Genomic DNA, 21,443 nt, shown 5'->3' with positions numbered 1-21,443 from the left:
ATCAAAAATAAGAATAATCTTTAATTAAGATAATAAATACTATCATAAAAAAAGAACCATTGTTATTAATAACAATGGTTCTTAAATAGGTAATATAGATTGAATAATAGCTCTTGCAAGGTAAGCCCTATGCTAATATTTTCCAATACGTACTTATGTCGATTTATACGTATGGGTACGTAGTGTTTATTTTTATTATAAAGAAAGAATTAGTTCTTTATGCTGTTTTGCCCATACTGTAAGCGAATCGGTGTGCGAGGCTAAATCTAGTTTAGAAAGTATATTTGTGCGATGTTTTTGTACGGTTCTTATAGAGATTAATAACGACTCTGCAATCTCATTAGAAGAGCTTCCTTGAGCAATTAATCTAATAATTGTTCTTTCGGAAGGAGATAAGAATTTAATTTTCTTTATTTCTGGTGAAACTTCAGATTCAAAAACACTATCAAAAGTAGAACTAAAATACGTTTTGTTGTTAGATATTGAAGTGATACATTTTTGCATTTCTTCAAAAGGTTCATCTTTTAAAAGATAACCAGAGATATTTAATGTTTTTGCTTTAAAAATAAATCTACTTTCTTTATGAGAGGTTAAAACAATATATTTAGTTTTTAATTTTTTGTTTTCACATTTTTTAATAACCTCAAATCCTGTAAGTAAAGGCATTTCTATGTCTAAAATGGCAAGGTCTGGATTTAGTTTAGTAATTAACTCTAATGCAATTGCTCCATTTTCGGCAGTACCAATAACACTGTAGTTATTACTAATTAACTCTTCACAAAGTCCTTTTAGTAGCATTGGGTGATCGTCTGCAACTATTATTGTTGTTTTATTTGGCATTATTTAATTGGAATTTTTACAGTTATTATTGTGCCACTATTTAGTTTGCTGTCTATAGCGATTTCGCCTTTTAATATACGAATACGCTCGTTAATAGTTTTTAAGCCTAAGCTATTTTGTTTTTGTGCGTTTGCAACATCAAAACCTTTTCCGTTATCTCTAATTATTATTTCAATATCAGTATTTTTTGCAATTATACTAATAGATAATGCTTTTGCATTAGCATGTTTTAAACAATTATTTATACACTCTTGTATAAAGCGATAACAATTTAAAGTTTGGTCTTCATTAAAATAACTATCAATATTATATACATCTCCAGAGACAAACAAATTAGTTTGTTCGTCAACGTCTAATAGTAACTGTTCAATACTTTCGGTTAAACCTAATTGTTTTAATAATGGAGGGTATAAGCCTCTGGAAATAGCTCTTACCTCCTCTAAAATCTTGTGTGTTAGGCTGGTAATGTCTTCTTGTTTTGTGTTTTGGGCTTTCTTTTTAATTAATGTAAGTTGTTGACTTATGCTGTCATGAAGTTCTCTTGCTATGCGTTTACGTTCGTTTTCTTGTGAAATTATTAAGCCTTGAGCAAATTCTTCCTGTAATAATTTTCTCTTTTTTGCTTGTTTTAATAACCATAATAAAAATGCAATAATGGAAGCAGAGACAATTAAGAAAAACCACCATTTTTTATAAAAAAACTCAGTACTATGTATGTTTAAAAATAAAGAATTAGCTATTTTATTTCCAGAAAAATTTAAAGCTTCAATCTCTAAATGGTAATCCCCAGCAGCTAAGTTTGCAAATTGTATTGTGTTTTGATGTTTTAAATCTACCCAATCTTTATCATTATATCTATATCTGTAATTATAACCTTTATCAACAGCGCCAATGTTTTTAAGCGCAAAATCTATTTCTAATCTTCTGTTTTCTGAAGGTAAAACAATATCTGTATTGTTATTAAATAGCTTACGGTTAAATGTGTTTTTAAATGCCTTTTCAACCTTATCAAACTGATTTATTTTTAAAAGCGTTAAAACAGCAGAATCATTTTCTGCTTTCAAGTCTGATGGGTTAAAATAATTTAAACCTTTTAATGTCCCTATAAAAAAGCCATCTTTAGTTTTTAAAGCACTATAACGGTTAGCTTCAAAGTGACTAAAGCCATCTTTTTCAGAATATCTAGTTTTAGTTTTTGTCTTGGTATTAAAGGCAATAAATCCGTTAAAAGTATTAATCCACCAGATGTCATTATCAACTAAAATAGTAGCAATTCCAGCTTTAAAATCATCTTTGTAAATTGTAGTAAAAGTTTCTTTTTCTGAATTGAAAGCAACAATTTGCCCGTTTCTTGTGCCTAATAAATAACCATAATCTTTATGGTAATCTAGCATTAAAATATAAGTATCTTCTAAGTCTTTTTTGTTATTGTAAAGTTTATGTTTTTTGGTTAATAAATTGTAAGTTAATAGGCCTTTGTCTGTTCCAGCTACAATAAGATTACTATGTTTATTATATTGAATATCAAAAATAAAAAGCGAGTCTGTATCTACTAAAGCACGATGCGTTTTTGTTTGTGTGTTAAACTGCATTAAGTGATATTTTTTTGTACCATAAACAATAATGCTATCGTTTACTTTTTCCATACATATTACCGGAAAATGCTTATAATGATCTAATGTTTTGTTTTTAGTATTTACTTTTATTATTCCACCATTTCCATGAGACCATAATATACTATCCTCAAAAATAAAGTTTCTTGAGCCTATAGACTTAAACGGTTTGTTTTTATAGGTTAAAGGATAGGGTTCTATATTATCATTATTTGGGTTTAATTTAAACCAGCCGTCCATCTCACTTGCAACTAAATAGTTTACAGAGTCAAGAGGTTTGATAGTTCTAAGCTCCAGATTTGGTAAATAGTTTTTGATAGTTCTATTTGGAAACTTGTAATAATGAAGTTTACCATCTGTAGTTAGCCATGTGTATTTATTTAAGTTATTGGAGAGTACTTTAATTCCGTTAACATTTTTATAGCTAAAAAGGTGATTCTGTTTAAAGTTGCCATTATTAAAACTATTAAAAGCAATGTTATTATTATTGGAAGAAAAAACAAGAGTGTTTCCTAATTTGTCATTATATGCATTAAGATGTTTGTTAGATAAACTAATGTTTTTTACTGGTACTATGCTTTTTAAATGCTTATCAATCTTATAAAGATTTAGGTCATTATTTAAAAACAAATAGTGTTCCTCGTCTTGTATAAAAACTTCATCTATAACAATTCTTTTAGGTTTCTCTAGATTACTGTTATAAAAAGGAGCTATGGTTTTTAGTGATTTTCCGGACCAGTTAAAAATTTTAGCTGTAAAGTTATCGTCAGAAATTAGTACAAAATCATCAAAAAACAAGATTCTACTTGAGCTGTCTATTAATACTTTGTTTTCTGTAATAGGAAAGCTAAAAACTTCAGTAATGGATAGGTCTAAATCTATTTTTTTTATAGAAACTTTACTGCCTTTTTGGGACAGTAAATAATCTTCATTTTTGTAAGAATAAATGAAAGATAAACCGTCTAATGCGAACTCGATATTTTCAAAATTAACCAATTTAAATTCTGAAGTAAAAGGATTAAAAAGCAACAAGCCATAACCTTCTGTTAATTTGGTGGTTATATAAAATTGACCATCACTTCTTTTGTAAATTTGTTGGACTTGTTCAATTGTGTTTTCATAATATGGTAAATCTATATTATGAAAACTGTTTCCGTTAAAGCGTTGTAAGGATAATTTTTTATCGCTTGAAATAATTGTTCTATCATCCAGGTTGCTTCCTCCTAACCATAAAAAACCATCATTATCATAACATAACGCATAAATATTATCTATTTCAATACCATCTTGCTTAGTGTACGTTTTTTGATACAATTTATTGGATTGCGAAAAAGATGCAATAGAGAAGAAGAATAGGAAGTATAAAATACTTTTATTCATTATAAGAGAAGTTAGTTAGTAAGATAAAAGCATTGTAAATATATCTAAAAAAAACAAATAGGTAGTTTAGTTAGTAATTGTTTATAATTATTAACAAATCTAAAGGATAAAAACCTTTACAATAGTTATTTTTATACCCTACAAAAAAAGCACCAATTTGGAAAAGTACTTAAGTCAGTTAAACGAAGCACAATACGAGCCTACAGTCCAAATAAATGGACCTATGATTATTATCGCAGGAGCAGGTTCTGGAAAAACTCGTGTGTTAACGTATCGTATTGCTTACTTAATGAGTAAAGGAATAGACTCTTTTAATATCCTTGCATTAACATTTACTAACAAAGCTGCCAAAGAAATGAAAGGCAGAATTGCAGAAATTGTTGGTGATGGTGAAGCAAAAAACTTGTGGATGGGAACATTTCACTCTGTATTTGCTAAAATTCTACGTTTTGAAGGGCATCATTTAGGATTTCCAAGTAACTTTACTATTTACGACACACAAGATTCACAAAAACTTTTGGGTTCCATTATTAAAGAAATGGGACTAGAGAAAGATATTTATAAAACAAAACAAGTTTATAGCAGGATTTCTTCATATAAAAATAGTTTAATTACAGTAAAAGCATATTTTAAAAACCCAGACTTGTTAGAAGCAGATGCTATGGCTCGCAGACCAAGAATGGGAGACATTTATGCAGAATATGTAAACCGTTGTTTTAAAGCAGGAGCAATGGATTTTGACGATTTGTTACTGAGAACCAATGAGTTACTTACAAGATTCCCTCAGGTTTTAGCACAATATCAAAATAAATTTCGTTATATTCTGGTCGATGAGTACCAAGATACAAACCATTCGCAGTATCTAATTGTTAGAGCATTAGCAGATAAATTTCAAAACATTTGTGTGGTTGGTGACGATGCGCAAAGTATTTATGCCTTTCGTGGTGCTAATATTAATAACATTTTAAATTTCCAAAAGGATTACGAAGATGTTAAAATGTATCGTCTAGAGCAAAATTACCGTTCTACAAAAAATATAGTTGGTGCAGCAAACTCTGTAATCGAGCATAACCAAACAAAACTAGAAAAAATAGTTTGGACAGCAAATGATGATGGCGATAAAGTACAGGTAAACCGCTCATTAACAGATGGTGATGAAGGCAGATTTGTAGCAAGTACTATTTGGGAAGAAAAAATGACTAATCATTTAAAAAATAGTGATTTTGCCATTTTATATAGAACCAATTCACAGTCCCGTGCAATGGAAGAAGCCTTACGAAAGCGAAGTATTCCTTATCGTATTTATGGAGGCTTATCTTTCTATCAAAGAAAGGAAATAAAAGATGTTACCGCTTATTTACGATTAATTTTAAACTCGTCGGACGAAGAAGCATTAAAAAGAGTTATTAATTATCCTGGTCGTGGTATTGGCCAAACAACTATAGATAGATTAATAGTTGCTGCAAACGAAACTGGTAATACCATTTTTGGTTTGTTAGAGAACATTGATACCGTAGAGATAAATATAAATGGAGGGACTAAAAATAAGCTTAGAGATTTTGTAACGCTTATTAAAAGTTACCAAGTAATGAATCAAACAGCAAATGCTTTTGATTTGGCAGAATATGTTACTAAATCCAGTGGTTTAATAAGAGAGTTTAATAAAGATGGTACTCCAGAAGGCGTTACGCGTTTAGAGAATGTAGAAGAATTATTAAACGGTATTAAAGATTTTGTTGAAGGACAAATGGAAATTGCTGATTCTAAAGATGATTTAGCAGAATTTTTAGAAGATGTTGCATTAGCAACAGATTTAGATGGAGATAAAGGAGATCCAGATCACGTAGCATTAATGACTATTCACTCTTCTAAAGGACTAGAATTCAATCATGTATTTGTGGTTGGTTTAGAAGAAGATTTGTTTCCAAGTGCAATGAGCATGAACACTCGTAGCGAACTAGAAGAAGAACGTCGATTATTTTACGTAGCTTTGACGAGAGCAGAAAAGAAAGCGTATTTAACGTATGCTTTATCACGTTATCGTTGGGGAAAATTAGTAGATTCAGAACCAAGTCGTTTTATTGAAGAGATAGACGATGAGTTTTTAGATATTACAACACCAATAGAAGAGCGTCGCATCAATCCAATGTTATCAGCAGATATATTTGGAGATGTTGCACCAAATAAAATAAGATTTAAAAAAGCAGTACAACCAAAATTTCAAAAGAAAGTGGCAAAGAAGAAAGAACCTGTAAACTTCGAGATAAGTGTACCAAAAAAATTAAAAAAAGCTTCAGATATTGAAGCTCCAACCAGTGTAGATGAAATTCCAAATATACGTGGAAATATAAAAACTGAAGATATAGTTGTTGGATTGAAAGTAAAACATTTAAAGTTTGGTAGAGGAGAAGTATTAAACCTTGAAGGCAAAGGCGCTGATATTAAAGCAGAAATTGATTTTGAGTTTGGTGGTAAAAAGAAATTATTACTACGCTTTGCTAAGTTACAGCCTATACGTACGCGTACACGCGAGTATTAAAATGCTATTATTAATAAACAAAAGAGGCTTTTTTAAGCCTCTTTTGTTGTTTCTAATGGTTTGCCACTATAAACAATTTAAGCTTTGTCCAAGTATCAAATAAATTAGCGCCAATCCATCCATGTCCTTCATTTGGATAGAGAGTGAATTCGTGTGTAACGCCTAATTGAGTTAACTTAGCATTCATATCTATACCTTGAGAATTTGGTATTAATGGATCTATTCCACCATAAAATAAAATGGTTGGAGCAGATGTAGATTCTACTTGGTGTAATGGACTGTAAGTCTCTAAAAAAGCCGTAGATGGTGTTTCTCCAAAGTATTGCATAATCAAATCTATTTGAAAAGCAGGATTATCGTTATAAGCAGAATCGGCTAAATTTGTTGGTCCAACAATACTTGCAACCATATTTATATCATTTTCGGTATCGTAACTATAACTCCACAACATGGCTAAATGTGCACCAGCACTTACACCAACAAAACCGTAATTTTGAGAAATAAGATACTCGCTATGGTTTGCTTTTAAATGATTTATTACCGAAGTTATATCGTTAAGTTGCATTGGAAAAGGAGAAACACCTTGAGATGCTAAACGATAGTTCATATTAACAATGGCATATTCTGGAATGTCTTCTTGTGCAATCGTTTTATAAGCATTCATATCTGTTTTATCTCCAGATGTCCAACCACCACCATGAACAAGAATAAGAACTTTAGTGTTTTCGTCTCTATTTTCTGGTAGGTAAATATCGTAAACTTGCTTGCTATCAATTCCATAGGATACATTTAGCATTTGGGATGCTTCAATTGTATTAGCTGTATTTTGAGGTTCTGTTGAGGTCTCAGAATTCTCAGAACATGAAAAAATAACAATTAGTAGTAATAAAGTAAATAAATAATGAACAGATATTTTTTTCATAAACAAATTAGTATTTACTTTAGTAAACGATAGTTAAAGATACTTATTATGGCTGACTTTATTAGAATTTACGAAGAGAACCCTAATCCTAGGGAGATTAAAAAAGTTATAGACGTTTTAAAACGTGGAGGATTAATAATTTTTCCTACAGATACAGTTTATGCTTTAGGTTGCGATATTAATAATAACAAAGCCTTAGAGCGTATTGCTAGAATTAAAGGTGTTAAACTCGAAAAGGCTAAACTGTCTTTTATTTGTCATGATTTAAGTAATTTAAGCGATCATGTAAAGCAAATAGACACTTCTACATTTAAAATTTTAAAACGTGCATTACCTGGACCTTATACTTTTATATTACCAGGTTCAAAATCTTTGCCTTCAGTTTTTAAAAAGAAAAAAGAAGTAGGTATACGTATTCCTAACAATAATATTACGTTAGAAATAGTAAAGGCTTTAGGGAATCCATTAGTTTCTACATCTATTCGCGATGAAGATGAGGTTTTAGAGTATACTACAGATCCAGAATTAATTCTTGAAAAATGGGATAAGCTAGTTGATTTAGTTATAGATGGAGGTTATGGTGGAAACGAAGGTTCTACAATTGTAGATTTATCTAATGAAGAACCAGTAGTAGTTAGAGAAGGGAAAGGGAATTTAGAAATTTTTTAATTTACTATGTCATTGCGAGTAAATATGACGAAGTCAATCTCATTAAATAAAAATTAAATCTATGAAACCCATTAGTAATACAATAAATTATATAGAATTTAAAGCGCATAATCTAGAAGCAATTAAAGCATTCTACGGAAAAGCTTTTGGTTGGAAATTTACAGATTACGGAGAAAACTATATTGCTTTTTCTCAAGCAGAATCTGGATTAGATGGAGGTTTCGAAAAAACTGAAGAGGCCATTGTTAATGGTGTTTTGGTTGTGCTTTATCATAAAAATCTAATAAAAGCAAAACAAAATGTTATAGCTGCTGGCGGAAAAATTAAAGTCGACATTTTCTCTTTTCCTGGAGGTAGTAGGTTTCAGTTTATAGATCCATCTGGAAATGAACTTGCTGTTTGGATGCATGATCAAGCATAAAAAAAAGCCCAATCTTTCGATTGAGCTTTTCAGTATTATAATATGCTAAAGATTAGTTTTCTTCAGATAAGTTTTTCATTTCTGTTTCAATCATTTCATAGAACTGATCGATTTTTGGAAGAATATATATTTTAGTTCTTCTGTTTATTGCTCTATTTGTTGGAGAGTCGTTAGCAACTAAAGGTAAATGATCTCCACGACCTGCAGCAATTAACTGTTCTGGTTTTACACCTAAACTTTGTAATGCTCTTACAATTGCAGTACTACGTTTTACACTTAAATCCCAGTTGTCAATTAAAATAGAACCTTTGTAAGGTACATTATCTGTATGGCCTTCAACCATTGCTTCAAAATTAGGCTTACTGTTTATTACAGTAGCAACTTTGCCAAGAATTGTGTTTGCTCTATCGCTAATATTATAGCTACCAGATTTAAACAATAACTTATCAGATAAAGAGATAAAAACTACGCTCTTTTCAACATTAATTTCGATGTCCTCATCGTTTAAGCCAACTTCTTTCTTTAAGCTAGTAACTAAAGCAAGAGTTACACTATCCTTTTTAGTTAAAGCATCTTGTAAACGAGAAATTTTCAATTCTTTTTCTTTAATGCTTTCTAAAGATTTTTCTAAGTTTTTTGCACCTTGTGTTGTTAATACAGTCATGTCTTTAGAAGATTCTATTAAGACTTGATTGTTTGCTTTCATATCTGCAACACGTTGTTTTAATTCTTCTAAACGTGCAGAAGCAGCAGCTTCGTCTGCAAGGCACTTGTTTAGTTTAACAGTTGCAGTATTTAATAAATCTTGAGTTTCTTTTTGCTTTTCTTCAAGTGATAAAAAATCTTTTTTAGAGACACATGAACTTAAAGTCAATAGTGCTACAGCACTAAGTATTAATAGTTTTTTCATAATTATTATTGGATAAAATTAAATTTTAACACTTCAAAAGTAGCTAATTTTAATATGCTAAAAGAAGTATTAACAAAATTTTTGCTAAAAGGACTATAAATCGGTAAAGTGTTTCTTTTTACTAGCAAAATAAGACCATACCACAGATTTTGTTTTGTAATATTCGTTTTTTTTCGGAAGTGTTTTTCGTTGTTTTAAAAGTGTAGACAACCTACTATAAAAGCTAAAATGTGCTTTTAAAATGGCTAAGATGTGAGCGAATTTAAACGCTAACAAAAATTTCACACCTGCTAGGCCGTCTAAAGTTAATCTTGTTATGAGTAAACTAAAAATATTACCAGGTGCGTTTTTTGTTAATGTTGCAAGGCTATTCCTGAAATTTAGATATGTTTTTTTAGGATTTGTTGTGCTTAATGTTGCACCACCAACATGATATACTACAGACTGCGAAATATACTTAGATGTGTAACCTAAATTAAATGCTCTCCAACATAAATCTATTTCTTCCATATGCGCAAAAAACGATTCGTCGAAACCATTTAAAGCATTAAAAACGTCTTTTCTAATAAAAAAACAAGCACCAGAAGCCCAAAATATTTGAGAATTAGAATTGTATTGCCCTTTATCTTCTTCTATAGTGTCAAAAATACGACCACGACAAAATGGATAACCAAATTTATCTATAAAGCCACCTGCTGCTCCAGCGTATTCAAAATGTGTTTTCTTTTTGTAGTCTAATATTTTTGGTTGAATAATGGCTGTATTGTCTTCAGCATTAAAAGTGTGAATAATAGGAGTGAGCCAGTTTTTTGTAACTTCTATATCGCTATTAACTAAACAAAAAACATCTTCTTCTAAATGTTTTAAGGCATCATTATAACCTTTAGCATAGCCACCATTTTCTTTGTTCTCAATAATTTTTATTTGAGGAAATTCAGCTTTAATAAAAGTAATAGAATCATCTGTAGACGCATTATCTGCAACATAAATAGTTGCTTCTTGAGAATGTGCAACAATAGAAGGTAAGAACTTTTGTAAAAGTGCTTTTCCATTCCAATTTAATATGACTACTGCTGTTTTCAATTTTTGTTAGTCTGTTTTACTTTGAATTAAGTTATAGAAGAGATTTGTTTATTTACCAATTTCATCTATTAACTTATTTGGATTTGGCTTGTTTTTCTCCCAAGCCTTCTCTAAGTATTTATATAATAGATAACAACTTAAAAAACCAAAAGGTAACATTAATAAGCCAAGTAGAGTCTCATTGAAAGAGTCTATATAACCTGGAGCAATAATTTCGGCAGCCATTCCTAATATAAAACTAAACAACACAATTCCTCCATAATAAGAGACAATTCCTAAAATTGTAAATCCCCATTTACTTTTATTGTATTTTTCTGCTAATTTGTAATAGTATTTACCTATCCAATACAGTAATATCAATCCTAACATATTTTTTCATTTAATTTTATACTTATTCCTTTGAATTAGAAAATTCATATAAACCGCTATTATTTATTTCATACTATAATCAGGAATATCTTCCAAAAACTCATACTTTTCAGCTTTAAAATCCATAATACAATAATAATGATTTAATCCATTCGTCACCATAAGATATGTTGCGTTTAAAGCTAAATTGTATCGTGCTACTTGATCAAAAGTATCTTGTTTAATTTTTATTTTTGGTGCTTTACATTCTACAATTAGGTGAATACTTCCATCTGGATTAAAAATTACAATATCGTAACGTTTCTTTAAATCGTTGACTTTAAGTTCTTTTTCAACGTTTATAAGCGAAATTGGGTAACCTTTAACATCCATTAAGTACTGCACACAATGTTGCCTAACCCATTCTTCGGGTTGTAAAATCACAAACTTTTTACGAATAGCATCGAATATAGATACTTTATTTTCGCTATTTTTGAAACGAAAGGTAAACTTTGGAAAATTGAGTACTTGCATCAAAGCAATTTATAGTTTTTTCAAAGTTAAGCTTCAACAATCAAAAACCAAATAACAAACGCTATTTATTCGTTCAATTTTGGAATTTGAAATTATTTAATTTGGAATTTACACTACTTTGGACGAAGTCAAAAAAATTGTAACAGACATAAGGAATAAGAATCTTGCACCTATTTATTTACTAATGGGAGAAGAAGCATATTACATTGATAAAATTTCAGATTTTATTCAAGACAATGTGCTCGCTGAAGAAGAGAAAGGTTTCAACCAAATGGTTTTATATGGTCGCGATGTTACTATAGAAGACATTGTTGGTAATGCTAAGCGTTTTCCTATGATGGCTGATAGGCAAGTTGTTATTGTAAAAGAAGCTCAAGATTTATCGCGTACTATCGATAAATTAGCAGATTATGCTAAAAACCCACAACCTTCTACAGTTTTAGTTATTTGTTATAAATACAAAAGTATAGATAAGCGTAAAGCTGTTTATAAAACCATAAAAAAAGCAGGTGTAGTTTTCGAGAGTAAAAGGTTGTACGACAATCAAGTACCAGATTGGATAAGAAGAACACTATCTACCAAAGGCTATAAAATAGCACCAAAAGCATCGCAAATGCTAGTGGAATTTTTAGGTACAGATTTAAGTAAAATTAATAACGAATTAGAAAAGCTTCAGATTGTTTTGCCTCAAGGCACTGAGATTTCTCCATTACATATTGAAGAGAACATAGGTATTAGTAAAGACTATAATAATTTCGAATTACGAAAAGCTATTGGTTCGCGTAATGGTGCGAAAGCATTTAAAATTGTTAATTATTTTGGCGATAACCCAAAAGACAACCCAATGGTAGTCACAGTTTCGTTGCTATTTAATTTCTTTTCGCAATTACTGCAATTACATGGTATGAATGATAAATCGCCTAGAAGTGTAGCTTCTGCTTTGCGAGTGAATCCTTATTTTGTTAACGAATATTTGGATGCCGCACGTAATTTTCCAATGCGAAAGGTTAGTGGTATTATTGCTGTTCTTAGGGAGTTTGATGTAAGAAGTAAAGGTGTTAATTCTAATGCTGTACCGCAGAAAGATTTATTGAAAGAGTTACTGGTTAGGATCTTGAATTAATGGTCTAACGTTTTTGCGTTATATTTATAGCACATTATTCAAACTATTTCAAAATGAAACTATTAAAATACACTTTCCTATTATCTATTCTTGTTGTAATGTCTTGTAAGGAGAAAAAAGAACAAGAAGCTTTGTTTCCTGTAGATAAAACTAAAGTTAATAATAATTCAAAAACAGTATCGTTAGAACTACTTTGGAAAACAGATGCGTTACTTACAACATCAGAAGCTGTAAGGCACAACGAGAATAAAGATGTTATTTATGTTGCTAATATAGGTGCAGTACCTCCAAATGCTAAAGATGGAGATGGTACTTTGTCTATAATAGATACCAATGGAAAAATAGTAACCCAAAATTGGGTAACTGGTTTAAATGCGCCTAAAGGAATGAATATATTCAATGGCAAACTTTACGTAGCAGACATTGACGAAGTTGTAAAAGTTGATATTGAATCTGGAACCATAGAAAAGCACTTTAAAATTGAAGGATCAAAGTTTTTAAATGATATAGATATTGATGCTCAAGGAAGTGTTTATGTAACAGATACGTATGGTAATAAAATTTATAAAATAACTAATGATGAAGTTACCGAATGGAAAACGTTTGGAGATTTTAATCCAAATGGTATTTTTGTAGAGAACAATCGCATACTAGCAGTGTCTTACACTAAAGGAGATTTTATAGCTATAGATAAAGAGACAAAAGTAGAAACACTTTTAGCAAAAGGTATAAAAGGAGGAGATGGTATTGTCTCTATTGCAGAAGGTTATATTGTCTCTAATTGGGAAGGCGAAGTTTACTTTGTTTCAAAAACCTTAAAAGGCGAAGCTGCTACAAAAATTTTAGATACTAAAGACGAAAAAATTAATGCAGCAGATATTGCTATAATTCCAAATAAAAACATTTTGCTAATACCTACGTTTTTTGCTAATACAGTAGATGCTTATAAAATTAATGTGAATTAATAATTTTTGTTATGAAGAATAGAATGCTTGTTGCCATAATGGTAGAATATAGAAGAGCAACAGTAGAACTTAAAAATATTACTTCTAATTTAAATGAAGACGAGTTTTCTAAAATCAGAGATTTAAAAACTATAGATCCAGATTGTAAATCTATTCTAACAGTAGTAAACCATTGTATTCAATGTGGTTATACTTATGCGAATTATATTGATGCTCTAACTAAAGATAGTACTTGGCTGGAGTATGATAAAACGAATACAAATCCATTACTTGCTATTGAAGAACTGGATAAGATGTTGGATTACACCGAAAGTATTTTAGAAAAAATAAGTCATTTTACAGATAAAGAATTACAGCAATTTCAAATTAAAGTAAGATGGCAAGTTACTTACGATGTAGAGCAACTATTAGAGCACGCAATTGTACATGTTTTAAGACATCGCTTACAAATAGAGAATTTTCTTAAAGACTAGTATTTGATTTCTTGTATAATCCAAACTATGAAAACTAATGTTATACTAAGTGAGCCTTTGCTGAGCATAGACGAAGCCTTGAAGTAATAATTAATTCTAAAATGAAATATTACTACGTTTACATACTAGAATGTTCAGATAATTCTTATTATACAGGAATGACAAATGACATTGAAAGAAGGTTAGTACAACATAAAACAAAAAGAAGTAGAGATAGTTATACAGCTAGTCGATTGCCAATAGAGTTAGTTTGGCATCTTCAATGTACAAATCCAACAGAAGCTATAAAAATTGAAAAACAAATAAAAGGCTGGACACGAAAAAAGAAAAAAGCTTTAATTAATGAGAACTGTCAAGATTTAATAGCATTTTCTAAAAATTATACTGAATTTGGTCACCCAAGTAAACGAGAATAGTCTTCGACAAGCTCAGACTGACACTATCACTAGTAGTTGTCTTTTAAGGTTGTTTAATACAGAGAAAGTTAAATTTTAAGTAATATTACAACTATAAAAATTTTTGTCACACTGAGCTTGTCGAAGTGCATCATTATAAGAAAGAACATTATTAGTAAACAAGAATAATCTTCGACAAGCTCAGACTGACAGTTTAGTCTTAATTTGTCTTTTAATGTTATTTAATATTGAGAAAGTTAATTTTTAAGTAATATTACAGCTATAAAAAAACTTTGTCACACTGAGCTTGTCGAAGTGCATCATTATAAGAAGGAACATTATTAGTAAACAAGAATAGTCTTCGACAAGCTCAGGCAGATAGTTTAGCATTAATTTATCTTTTAAGGTTGTTTAATACTGAGAAAGTTAAATTTTAAGTAATACTAGAACTATAAAAAAGCTTTGTCATACTGAGCTTGTCGAAGTGCATCATTATAAGAAAGAACACTATTTATAAACAAGAATAATCTTCGACAAGCTCAGGCAGATAGTTTAGCATTAATTTATCTTTTAAGGTTGTTTAATACTGAGAAAGTTAAATTTTAAGTAATACTAGAACTATAAAAAAGCTTTGTCACACTGAGCTTGTCGAAGTGCATCATTATAAGAAAGAACACTATTTATAAACAAGAATAGTCTTCGACAAGCTCAGACTGACACTATCACTAGTAGTTGCCTTTTAAGGTTGTTTAATACAGATAAAGTTAAATTTTAAGTAATATTACAACTATAAAAAACCTTTGTCACACTGAGCTTGTCGAAGTGCATCATTATAAGAAGGAACATTATTAGTAAACGAGAATAGTCTTCGACAAGCTCAGGCAGATAGTTTAGCATTAATTTATCTTTTAAGGTTGTTTAATATTGAGAAAGTTGATTTTTAAGTAATAACACAACTATAAAAAACCTTTGTCATACTGAGCTTGTCGAAGCGCATCATTATAAGAAATAGCATTATTAGTAAACGAGAATAGTCTTCGACAAGCTCAGGCAGATAGTTTAGCATTAATTTATCTTTTAAGGTTGTTTAATATTGAGAAAGTTAATTTTTAAGTAATAACACAACTATAAAAAATTTTGTCATACTGAGCTTGTCGAAGTGCATCATTATAAGAAAGAACACTATTTATAAACAAGAATAGTCTTCGACAAGCTCAGACTGACACTATCACTAGTAGTTGCCTTTTAAGGTTATTTAATATTGAGAAAGTTAATTTTTAAGTAATATTACAACTATAAAAAAACTTTGTCACACTGAGCTTGTCGAAGTGCATTATTATAAGAAATAGCATTATTAGTAAACAAGAATAGTCTTCGACAAGCTCAGACTGACAGTTTAGTCTTAATTTGTCTTTTAATGTTATTTAATATTGAGAAAGTTAATTTTTAAGTAATATTACAACTATAAAAAAACTTTGTCACACTGAGCTTGTCGAAGTGCATCATTATAAGAAAGAACATTATCAGTAAACGAGAATAATCTTCGACAAGCTCAGACTGACAGTTTAATATTATTTTGTCTTAAAAAATAAAACTATAAAATGAAAAAGATTTTGTTAATATTAGTACTAGTAGTATTCTCCTGTAAATCTGCGCAAACACTTCCAGATCCTCTAGAAGCAGGTTGGGAAGGAGAGAAGGTATGCGAAGTCTTAAGTGAAATGAAAGCACAACGCATATTAAAATGCACGTTTCCGCCAAACGTAGGACACCAAAAACATTATCATAAACCACATTTTGGATATACGTTAGCAGGAAGTACTTTCCAGATAACAGACCTAAAAGGAACACGTAATGTTCCTGTTGCAACAGGTGTTAATTGGTCTAAAACAGAAATAAGCGAACATGAAGTACTTAATATTGGAGACAGTACAGCAGTATTTTTAATTATAGAACCTAAATAAGATAGTTCATTAATAGTCTAACATGAAAAAGCAACTCTTTCGAGTCACTTTTTTTATTAATTAAATATAGGAATAGCTTATTTACAAGCATCATATTCTTCAATAATATTGATTAAATTTTCAACATTTTTTAAATCGAATTCATTGTTTTCTATATCCTCAGAAAGTGTTTTGCAATCCTCTTTTAAAAATTTTGAAAAAGCTTCAGAAGCTTTTTCATTATTACGACCATCTATCATAAAACCAGCATCTTTATTTTTAAACTTGATAACGTAAATATCTTTGTCACCTGGCTTTACTAATAATTGATGTCCATTTATTTCTTTTACTTCTTTGTAAAAATAAGAGTTATTAAAACCTAAACTCATTGCGTTAGATAATTTTTTAAGTGCATTTCCTTTGGTTTTCATACCATAGAAACAAGCCTTTTCGCCTTCAATTTCTGTACAGAAAGAAGCACCTTGCTTTGCCATTAATTTTTTAGTACGTTTTCTTCCTTTAGCATTTGTGTATTTAACGCTTACAGTTTTTCCGTAGTTATCTATAGCATCAATATCTGCTATTCCGCTTTGTGTTTGGCTTTCGTCTAAAGATAGTTTTTCGAAAATAGCATAAAGAGTACCTTCAAAAACTTCACCTTCTTTATCTGTAGCAGAGCCAGAAACACCATATAAATTAATACTGTTTTCTTTAGCTATTTTAACCTTTTCGTTCCTTAATTCTCTTCCTTTTGTTTTAGCCTCACGACCTAATTTATAACCACGTCCAACTAACTCTTCAATAAAAATTTTGGCTTGAGAGTTTGAAAAACGACCAGTCATCATTGTTTTAGAACCATAATCGTATGAGAACTCTTGGTCAGTGTATGTTTTTACAGTAGTTTCTGTACATGTAGAACATCCAGAAGCAGTAGCAACTGTTATGCCATCTAAATCTTTCGCAACATAATAACTAGTACGATTTGGATTCATTTGATAAATAACTTTACCAACAATTTTTGTGCCTTGAGATCCACCAAAAACAACGGTTCCATTATCTTTTACATGTGGATTATATGCACCAATTGCTTTTTGTCTCGTTGCAGCATCTGCTTTAGCAGAAACAACTGCTTTGGTGTATTTATCGCTCAATTTTTCACGCTCTTGAGCAAAAAATGCAGCAATTTTATCTGTTTTTAAACCGCTAGCATCTAAAAGTTCATATTTAGAACTTAATAGCTTAACAATTAATTTTGTGGTGTTAAATGAAGTCATTAATACTTCGTATGGAATTTCGGTAACTTTTCCATCTACAGATGTCATTTCTAACCATTGAAAACCTTCAAGGTTTGAAGCAGATAAGCCTTTAAAAGCAACATCGAATACTTTTTCGCCATCTAATGTTTTAAATTTATAAAAGTTACGAGTGTCATCATTTACTTTTGCAACAGCGTTACCATCGATAGTTAAAAGGCCTTTTTTAAGCTTGATTTTTTGACCAAAAGTAAGTAATGGTAATACTAGTAAAAGTGTGAAAATAATTTTTTTCATGTTTGGGTTTTATATGTTTAAGGTGAATAATCCAAGAAGTGTACCAAAGAAAAATTCACATACGAAAGTAGTTAAATTTATTAGAACGTATATATTGTTTGAATTTTGCCTTATTTCCTTTAGGTGTTAATTATTAGAATGTTGCCGTGTTTTTGGTTAAGAAGTTGTGTTGCTAATTAGAGATAAGCTATAGGTTTTTAGCTTTTAAAAAGATAACTTCGCTTAGATGTAATATATAAAGGGTTAAAGCGGTTTTATAGTAACGCGATATTAGCTGTAAACTAAAAAAATATGCAGATAGAACACGAATTTTACCACGGAACTTCATCTCTGTTTATCGAATCAATTTTAAAAAATGGTTTAGGCGGAGTGAACCCTAATCTGAAATTTAAAAATATTGAATTGTTAAAATTTATTTACGGTCAATGCGAAAACACATTATTTAATGAGGAAAAATATAGTGTTTTAATGAGAGAAACGACTTTAGCAATGATTAGGCAAACTGACTTAATTAGTCGGATAGAAAATAAAGAAGATGAAATTTTTAATTTCAGACACAAAGAAATATATGTTTCATTATCTGAATTTAAAGCTATAACTTATTCTGTGACTAATAAAATAGGTAGCGAAATATTACAAAGGAGTTACGACTTGTACCAACTATTAGTTGAGAATAAAATAAAAGTTAATATACCTAAAGAGTTAAACTACTATGGAATTGAAAAGATAGAAGTTGAGAAACTAAAACCTTTATTAATAAAAACTAAAAGAATACAGAAAGATAATTTAATTCAAGAAAATGGACTTGACGGAGAAGAATTCATAGAAATTCTAAATGAACATTATGAAAAAATGACTAAAAATGATAAGTTTATTAACTTTCAATATATGAATTTTGGACTAAAAAGACCAGTAGCTATTGAAAGACAAGAAGTTTATGAAATAAAATACAATGGAAATATAAGGGAAAGAGATTTTGAATATAAACTAGTCGAATATGAAAAATCTACTGCTAACAACATACAAAAACCACACAACGAATCATACACAACAACATCAAGCAAACCCTAACGAACACTAAATAAATACTAAATAATTTTAAAAATCACGTACAAAAACGACAAAGTAATTAAACGTTAGAGAGAACCTTTTAAATTAAATATGGGTGAAACTATTTCCCACCACTCATTACTTTAGCCAAATAACTAGCATCTTTAGAAACACCACCCAAAGTAGCAGAACCGCGAGTATACATCCAAGGTAAGCCAATAAAATATAAACCTTTTATATTACTGACTCCTCTATGGTTTTTTGGGTAACTATTTGCATCCAATTCTAAGCCTTCTATCCATTTAAAATTTGGTCTATAACCTGTTGCCCAAATAATATTTTTAATGCTAGAGACTTTTTTGTTTTCAAAAATAACGTTGTCATTTAAAGCATCTTTAGTTCTCCCAACAGCGATTACATTTTTTCTGGCAAGAATACCTTTAACATCTGTACCAATTACTGGTTGTGTAGAAGAGTTAATTTTTTTTCCTATCCAACTGTATTTACTATAACTTAAAAAGCCAACCAATGTAAACCACCACCATAATGTTTTGCCTAAAATATGCTGTGGCAATGATCTTACGGTAGTATCTCCAGAGAAATAAACGGTTCTAGATTCGTTTTTAGAAACCTCGTTTAGTATTTGATATCCAGAATCTCCACCACCAACAACCAAGGCGTCTCCTTCTTGTAATTGGTCTGCACTTTTGTAATAATTACTATGCATTTGTAATGTGTTTTCCGACACTTTAGTATGGCAAGGAGGTGTATAAGGGATATGAAATGGACCAGTTGCTACAACAACGTTTTTGGCTTTAATTTCTCCATTTTTATGTGTAATATGAAAACCTTTTTCGGTTTTGCGAACAGACGTAATTAACGTATTAAGTTGCATTGGAATATTAAATTCCTCTACATAAGATTTAAAATAGTTGGCAACTTCAACTTTAGTAGGATAGTGTCCTTTTGGAGCATCAAATTTTAAACCTGGTAAATGGTTGTATTCGGTTGGTGTAAATAGTTTTAAAGAATCCCATCTGTTTAGCCACGAAGCACCAATTTCTCCTTCACCATCGATAACTACAAACTTTTTTTTCATCAACTGTAAATGATAAGCCATAGATAATCCTGCTTGTGCTCCACCAATTACTACATAATCCAACATCTTTTTGCTCGTTTTAATTCTTTACAAAAGTAGACACAATTATAGAAACTATGAGGTCTTATGTTAATTATAAAATTAAACTTATTAGGTTAATATTTCTTTTGTATTATAATACACGTTAATTGGTTATTAAAGTTTTAAATGCGATTGTAACATATAATCACGTATTTATACTCATAGCGCTTTGACTATGAGGTGTTAGTTTTGTTATGTGATAATTCTAATATAACTCAATATGAAATCCAACTTCGTTTTAATCTTAAGTTTACTTTACATTTTAACAACAAGCTGTAAAGGCAAAAACCCAGAAATAGTAGTTTTAAATAATTTGGATAGTCTAGAAGTTTCTAAAAGAGATACTATCATAGCAAAGACTATACCTACAAATTCTTTTTTATCTTTATCTCATGCACACTTAGATAGAGGAAGAGGTTATACAAAGTTTGGTAGCCATAATGACACAGGAGATTTGCCACATCATAAAAATGCTACTAGTGTTGAGAACGTTACACAAATGTTAGATAATTTGTGAGGGTTAACTATGGATATTCCATTGCAGTATTTACCTGGTAATAACAATTCGCTTGGTGGTGATTATAATTCCTTTTAGGATATTGAAGGAGATAATCCGTGTATCTGTAGATAAAAACACTACAGATACACGGCCAATATTACATGATATTAGCGGTAATGCTAAAATTTCTAATGTGGACTTTAATAAACAGTTTGGGTTTTATTCGACAGATTTAACTGTAGAGGAGAAACGTTAAAAATTATAGCATTAAATACTGTTATTTTTACTAGTGGGTACTATAAATATGATGATTTGTTAATCAAAAAAAAGCAGCACAGTTACAGTTTAATTGTCTCGAAGAAACACTAGATGTATTAGACAATAACACAGTTGTTTTAATGATGATGCATATTCCAACAGGATTAGATAATTATGGAGGTTTAATGTGGAATAATAGAGAGACTGTGAATATTACTAAAGATAGGGATACTTTATCATTATCATTTCAAAATGTATTTTTAGAATTAGTAGATAGTAAGAAAACACAAATTAAAGGAATACTTACAAGTCACACACATTTTGATGGACTTAGATGTTTATACAATAGTGATAGTGCAGATGCTAAAAAGCTTATTGCTGTTAGTCTTTGTACACCAGAAATTACTATTAACCATGGTAATAATCCTGGATTTAAACTCTTTGAATACAATGCGGATACTTTAGATGTTTTACAACTTAGTTATGCAAAACCTACAGTTTCTAGTGGTCAATTTGAATTTTTTGGTGATAATTATAGTTTTAAAAACACTTATGTAATTAGTGATCCAAAGGAAATTATTTACGAAAGTATTGCAGGTATGGATTCTGAAGAGGTTGTAGAATATATGAGCGAAATTTTAGCTGTAAAAAATTATAAAACTAATAAAATTGTAAGGACATATGATTTTATGAAAGTAATGAATGTATTGAAGAATCAATAAATTATATTAGAATGTTTATACCTATA

At 30.0% G+C, this 21,443-nt stretch carries 21 protein-coding genes; 12 read left to right on the top strand and 9 right to left on the bottom strand.

Annotated elements, in window-relative coordinates:
- Positions 1-195: 195 nt before the first annotated feature.
- Together CW733_RS06740 and CW733_RS06735 are read right to left on the bottom strand one after the other, a co-directional pair.
- Positions 196-840: a response regulator transcription factor gene (locus tag CW733_RS06740; protein WP_100996476.1), complete on the bottom strand. Its 645-nt coding sequence runs from the start codon at positions 838-840 to the stop codon at positions 196-198.
- The gene (locus CW733_RS06735) at positions 840-3,833 is read right to left on the bottom strand and encodes a sensor histidine kinase (protein ID WP_100996475.1); all 2,994 of its coding nucleotides are present in this window, start codon (positions 3,831-3,833) and stop codon (positions 840-842) included. The genes CW733_RS06740 and CW733_RS06735 overlap by 1 nt, the downstream gene beginning before the upstream one ends.
- Positions 3,834-3,990: 157 nt before the next feature.
- Between CW733_RS06735 and CW733_RS06730 the strand changes: the two genes are divergently transcribed.
- On the top strand, positions 3,991-6,372 hold the full coding sequence (locus tag CW733_RS06730) for an ATP-dependent helicase (RefSeq protein WP_100996474.1): 2,382 nt from the start codon (positions 3,991-3,993) through the stop codon (positions 6,370-6,372).
- Positions 6,373-6,424: 52 nt separating this feature from the next.
- On the opposite strand, the gene CW733_RS06725 is transcribed toward CW733_RS06730, so the two are convergent.
- Positions 6,425-7,294, bottom strand: coding sequence for an alpha/beta hydrolase (locus CW733_RS06725; protein WP_100996473.1), 870 nt, complete (start codon positions 7,292-7,294; stop codon positions 6,425-6,427).
- A gap of 48 nt (positions 7,295-7,342) precedes the next feature.
- Between CW733_RS06725 and CW733_RS06720 the strand changes: the two genes are divergently transcribed.
- Both CW733_RS06720 and CW733_RS06715 read left to right on the top strand, forming a co-directional pair.
- The gene (locus CW733_RS06720) at positions 7,343-7,963 is read left to right on the top strand and encodes an L-threonylcarbamoyladenylate synthase (protein ID WP_100996472.1); all 621 of its coding nucleotides are present in this window, start codon (positions 7,343-7,345) and stop codon (positions 7,961-7,963) included.
- Between the two features lie 61 nt (positions 7,964-8,024).
- A complete protein-coding gene (locus CW733_RS06715) occupies positions 8,025-8,384 on the top strand; it encodes a VOC family protein (RefSeq protein WP_100996471.1) in 360 nt (119 codons plus the stop codon).
- A gap of 52 nt (positions 8,385-8,436) precedes the next feature.
- Here CW733_RS06715 and CW733_RS06710 read toward each other — a convergent pair whose 3' ends face one another.
- The 4 genes from CW733_RS06710 to CW733_RS06695 form a co-directional block, all read right to left on the bottom strand.
- Positions 8,437-9,294 (bottom strand): OmpA family protein, encoded by an 858-nt coding sequence (locus CW733_RS06710; protein WP_100996470.1) that lies wholly within the window; start codon positions 9,292-9,294, stop codon positions 8,437-8,439.
- 93 nt (positions 9,295-9,387) lie between these two features.
- On the bottom strand, positions 9,388-10,377 hold the full coding sequence (locus tag CW733_RS06705) for a glycosyltransferase family 2 protein (RefSeq protein WP_100996469.1): 990 nt from the start codon (positions 10,375-10,377) through the stop codon (positions 9,388-9,390).
- Positions 10,378-10,425: 48 nt separating this feature from the next.
- Positions 10,426-10,746, bottom strand: coding sequence for a hypothetical protein (locus CW733_RS06700; RefSeq protein ID WP_100996468.1), 321 nt, complete (start codon positions 10,744-10,746; stop codon positions 10,426-10,428).
- Positions 10,747-10,809: 63 nt separating this feature from the next.
- Positions 10,810-11,259: a type I restriction enzyme HsdR N-terminal domain-containing protein gene (locus CW733_RS06695; RefSeq protein ID WP_100996467.1), complete on the bottom strand. Its 450-nt coding sequence runs from the start codon at positions 11,257-11,259 to the stop codon at positions 10,810-10,812.
- Positions 11,260-11,377: 118 nt separating this feature from the next.
- Here CW733_RS06695 and holA point away from each other — a divergent pair, with 118 nt between their 5' ends.
- The 5 genes from holA to CW733_RS06670 all read left to right on the top strand — a co-directional run bounded on the left by holA (position 11,378) and on the right by CW733_RS06670 (position 16,179).
- Positions 11,378-12,382: a DNA polymerase III subunit delta gene (holA, locus tag CW733_RS06690; RefSeq protein ID WP_100996466.1), complete on the top strand. Its 1,005-nt coding sequence runs from the start codon at positions 11,378-11,380 to the stop codon at positions 12,380-12,382.
- Between the two features lie 53 nt (positions 12,383-12,435).
- Positions 12,436-13,347: a gluconolaconase gene (locus CW733_RS06685; protein ID WP_100996465.1), complete on the top strand. Its 912-nt coding sequence runs from the start codon at positions 12,436-12,438 to the stop codon at positions 13,345-13,347.
- A gap of 11 nt (positions 13,348-13,358) precedes the next feature.
- Positions 13,359-13,820 (top strand): DinB family protein, encoded by a 462-nt coding sequence (locus CW733_RS06680; protein WP_157811550.1) that lies wholly within the window; start codon positions 13,359-13,361, stop codon positions 13,818-13,820.
- A gap of 101 nt (positions 13,821-13,921) precedes the next feature.
- The gene (locus CW733_RS06675) at positions 13,922-14,236 is read left to right on the top strand and encodes a GIY-YIG nuclease family protein (protein ID WP_100996464.1); all 315 of its coding nucleotides are present in this window, start codon (positions 13,922-13,924) and stop codon (positions 14,234-14,236) included.
- Between the two features lie 1,580 nt (positions 14,237-15,816).
- On the top strand, positions 15,817-16,179 hold the full coding sequence (locus tag CW733_RS06670; RefSeq protein WP_100996463.1) for a hypothetical protein: 363 nt from the start codon (positions 15,817-15,819) through the stop codon (positions 16,177-16,179).
- A gap of 77 nt (positions 16,180-16,256) precedes the next feature.
- On the opposite strand, the gene CW733_RS06665 is transcribed toward CW733_RS06670, so the two are convergent.
- A complete protein-coding gene (locus CW733_RS06665; protein WP_100996462.1) occupies positions 16,257-17,708 on the bottom strand; it encodes a hypothetical protein in 1,452 nt (483 codons plus the stop codon).
- A gap of 291 nt (positions 17,709-17,999) precedes the next feature.
- Here CW733_RS06665 and CW733_RS06660 point away from each other — a divergent pair, with 291 nt between their 5' ends.
- Positions 18,000-18,779 carry a hypothetical protein gene (locus CW733_RS06660; RefSeq protein ID WP_100996461.1) on the top strand — a complete coding sequence of 260 codons (780 nt, stop codon included), beginning with the start codon at positions 18,000-18,002 and terminating at the stop codon, positions 18,777-18,779.
- 100 nt (positions 18,780-18,879) lie between these two features.
- Here CW733_RS06660 and CW733_RS06655 read toward each other — a convergent pair whose 3' ends face one another.
- On the bottom strand, positions 18,880-19,923 hold the full coding sequence (locus tag CW733_RS06655) for an NAD(P)/FAD-dependent oxidoreductase (protein WP_100996460.1): 1,044 nt from the start codon (positions 19,921-19,923) through the stop codon (positions 18,880-18,882).
- A 235-nt stretch (positions 19,924-20,158) separates the two neighbouring features.
- Between CW733_RS06655 and CW733_RS06650 the strand changes: the two genes are divergently transcribed.
- The 3 genes from CW733_RS06650 (at position 20,159) to CW733_RS06645 (ending at position 21,417) form a co-directional block, all read left to right on the top strand.
- Positions 20,159-20,455, top strand: coding sequence for a hypothetical protein (locus CW733_RS06650; protein ID WP_100996459.1), 297 nt, complete (start codon positions 20,159-20,161; stop codon positions 20,453-20,455).
- An 82-nt stretch (positions 20,456-20,537) separates the two neighbouring features.
- Positions 20,538-20,693 (top strand): hypothetical protein, encoded by a 156-nt coding sequence (locus CW733_RS16430; protein ID WP_157811549.1) that lies wholly within the window; start codon positions 20,538-20,540, stop codon positions 20,691-20,693.
- Positions 20,694-20,835: 142 nt separating this feature from the next.
- Positions 20,836-21,417 carry a hypothetical protein gene (locus CW733_RS06645; RefSeq protein ID WP_157811548.1) on the top strand — a complete coding sequence of 194 codons (582 nt, stop codon included), beginning with the start codon at positions 20,836-20,838 and terminating at the stop codon, positions 21,415-21,417.
- The last annotated feature ends 26 nt before the right edge of the window (positions 21,418-21,443 follow it).

Origin of the sequence: Lacinutrix sp. Bg11-31 (assembly GCF_002831665.1) — a bacterium.
Taxonomy (GTDB): domain Bacteria; phylum Bacteroidota; class Bacteroidia; order Flavobacteriales; family Flavobacteriaceae; genus Lacinutrix.
This window is presented reverse-complemented; position numbering and strand designations above follow the sequence as displayed.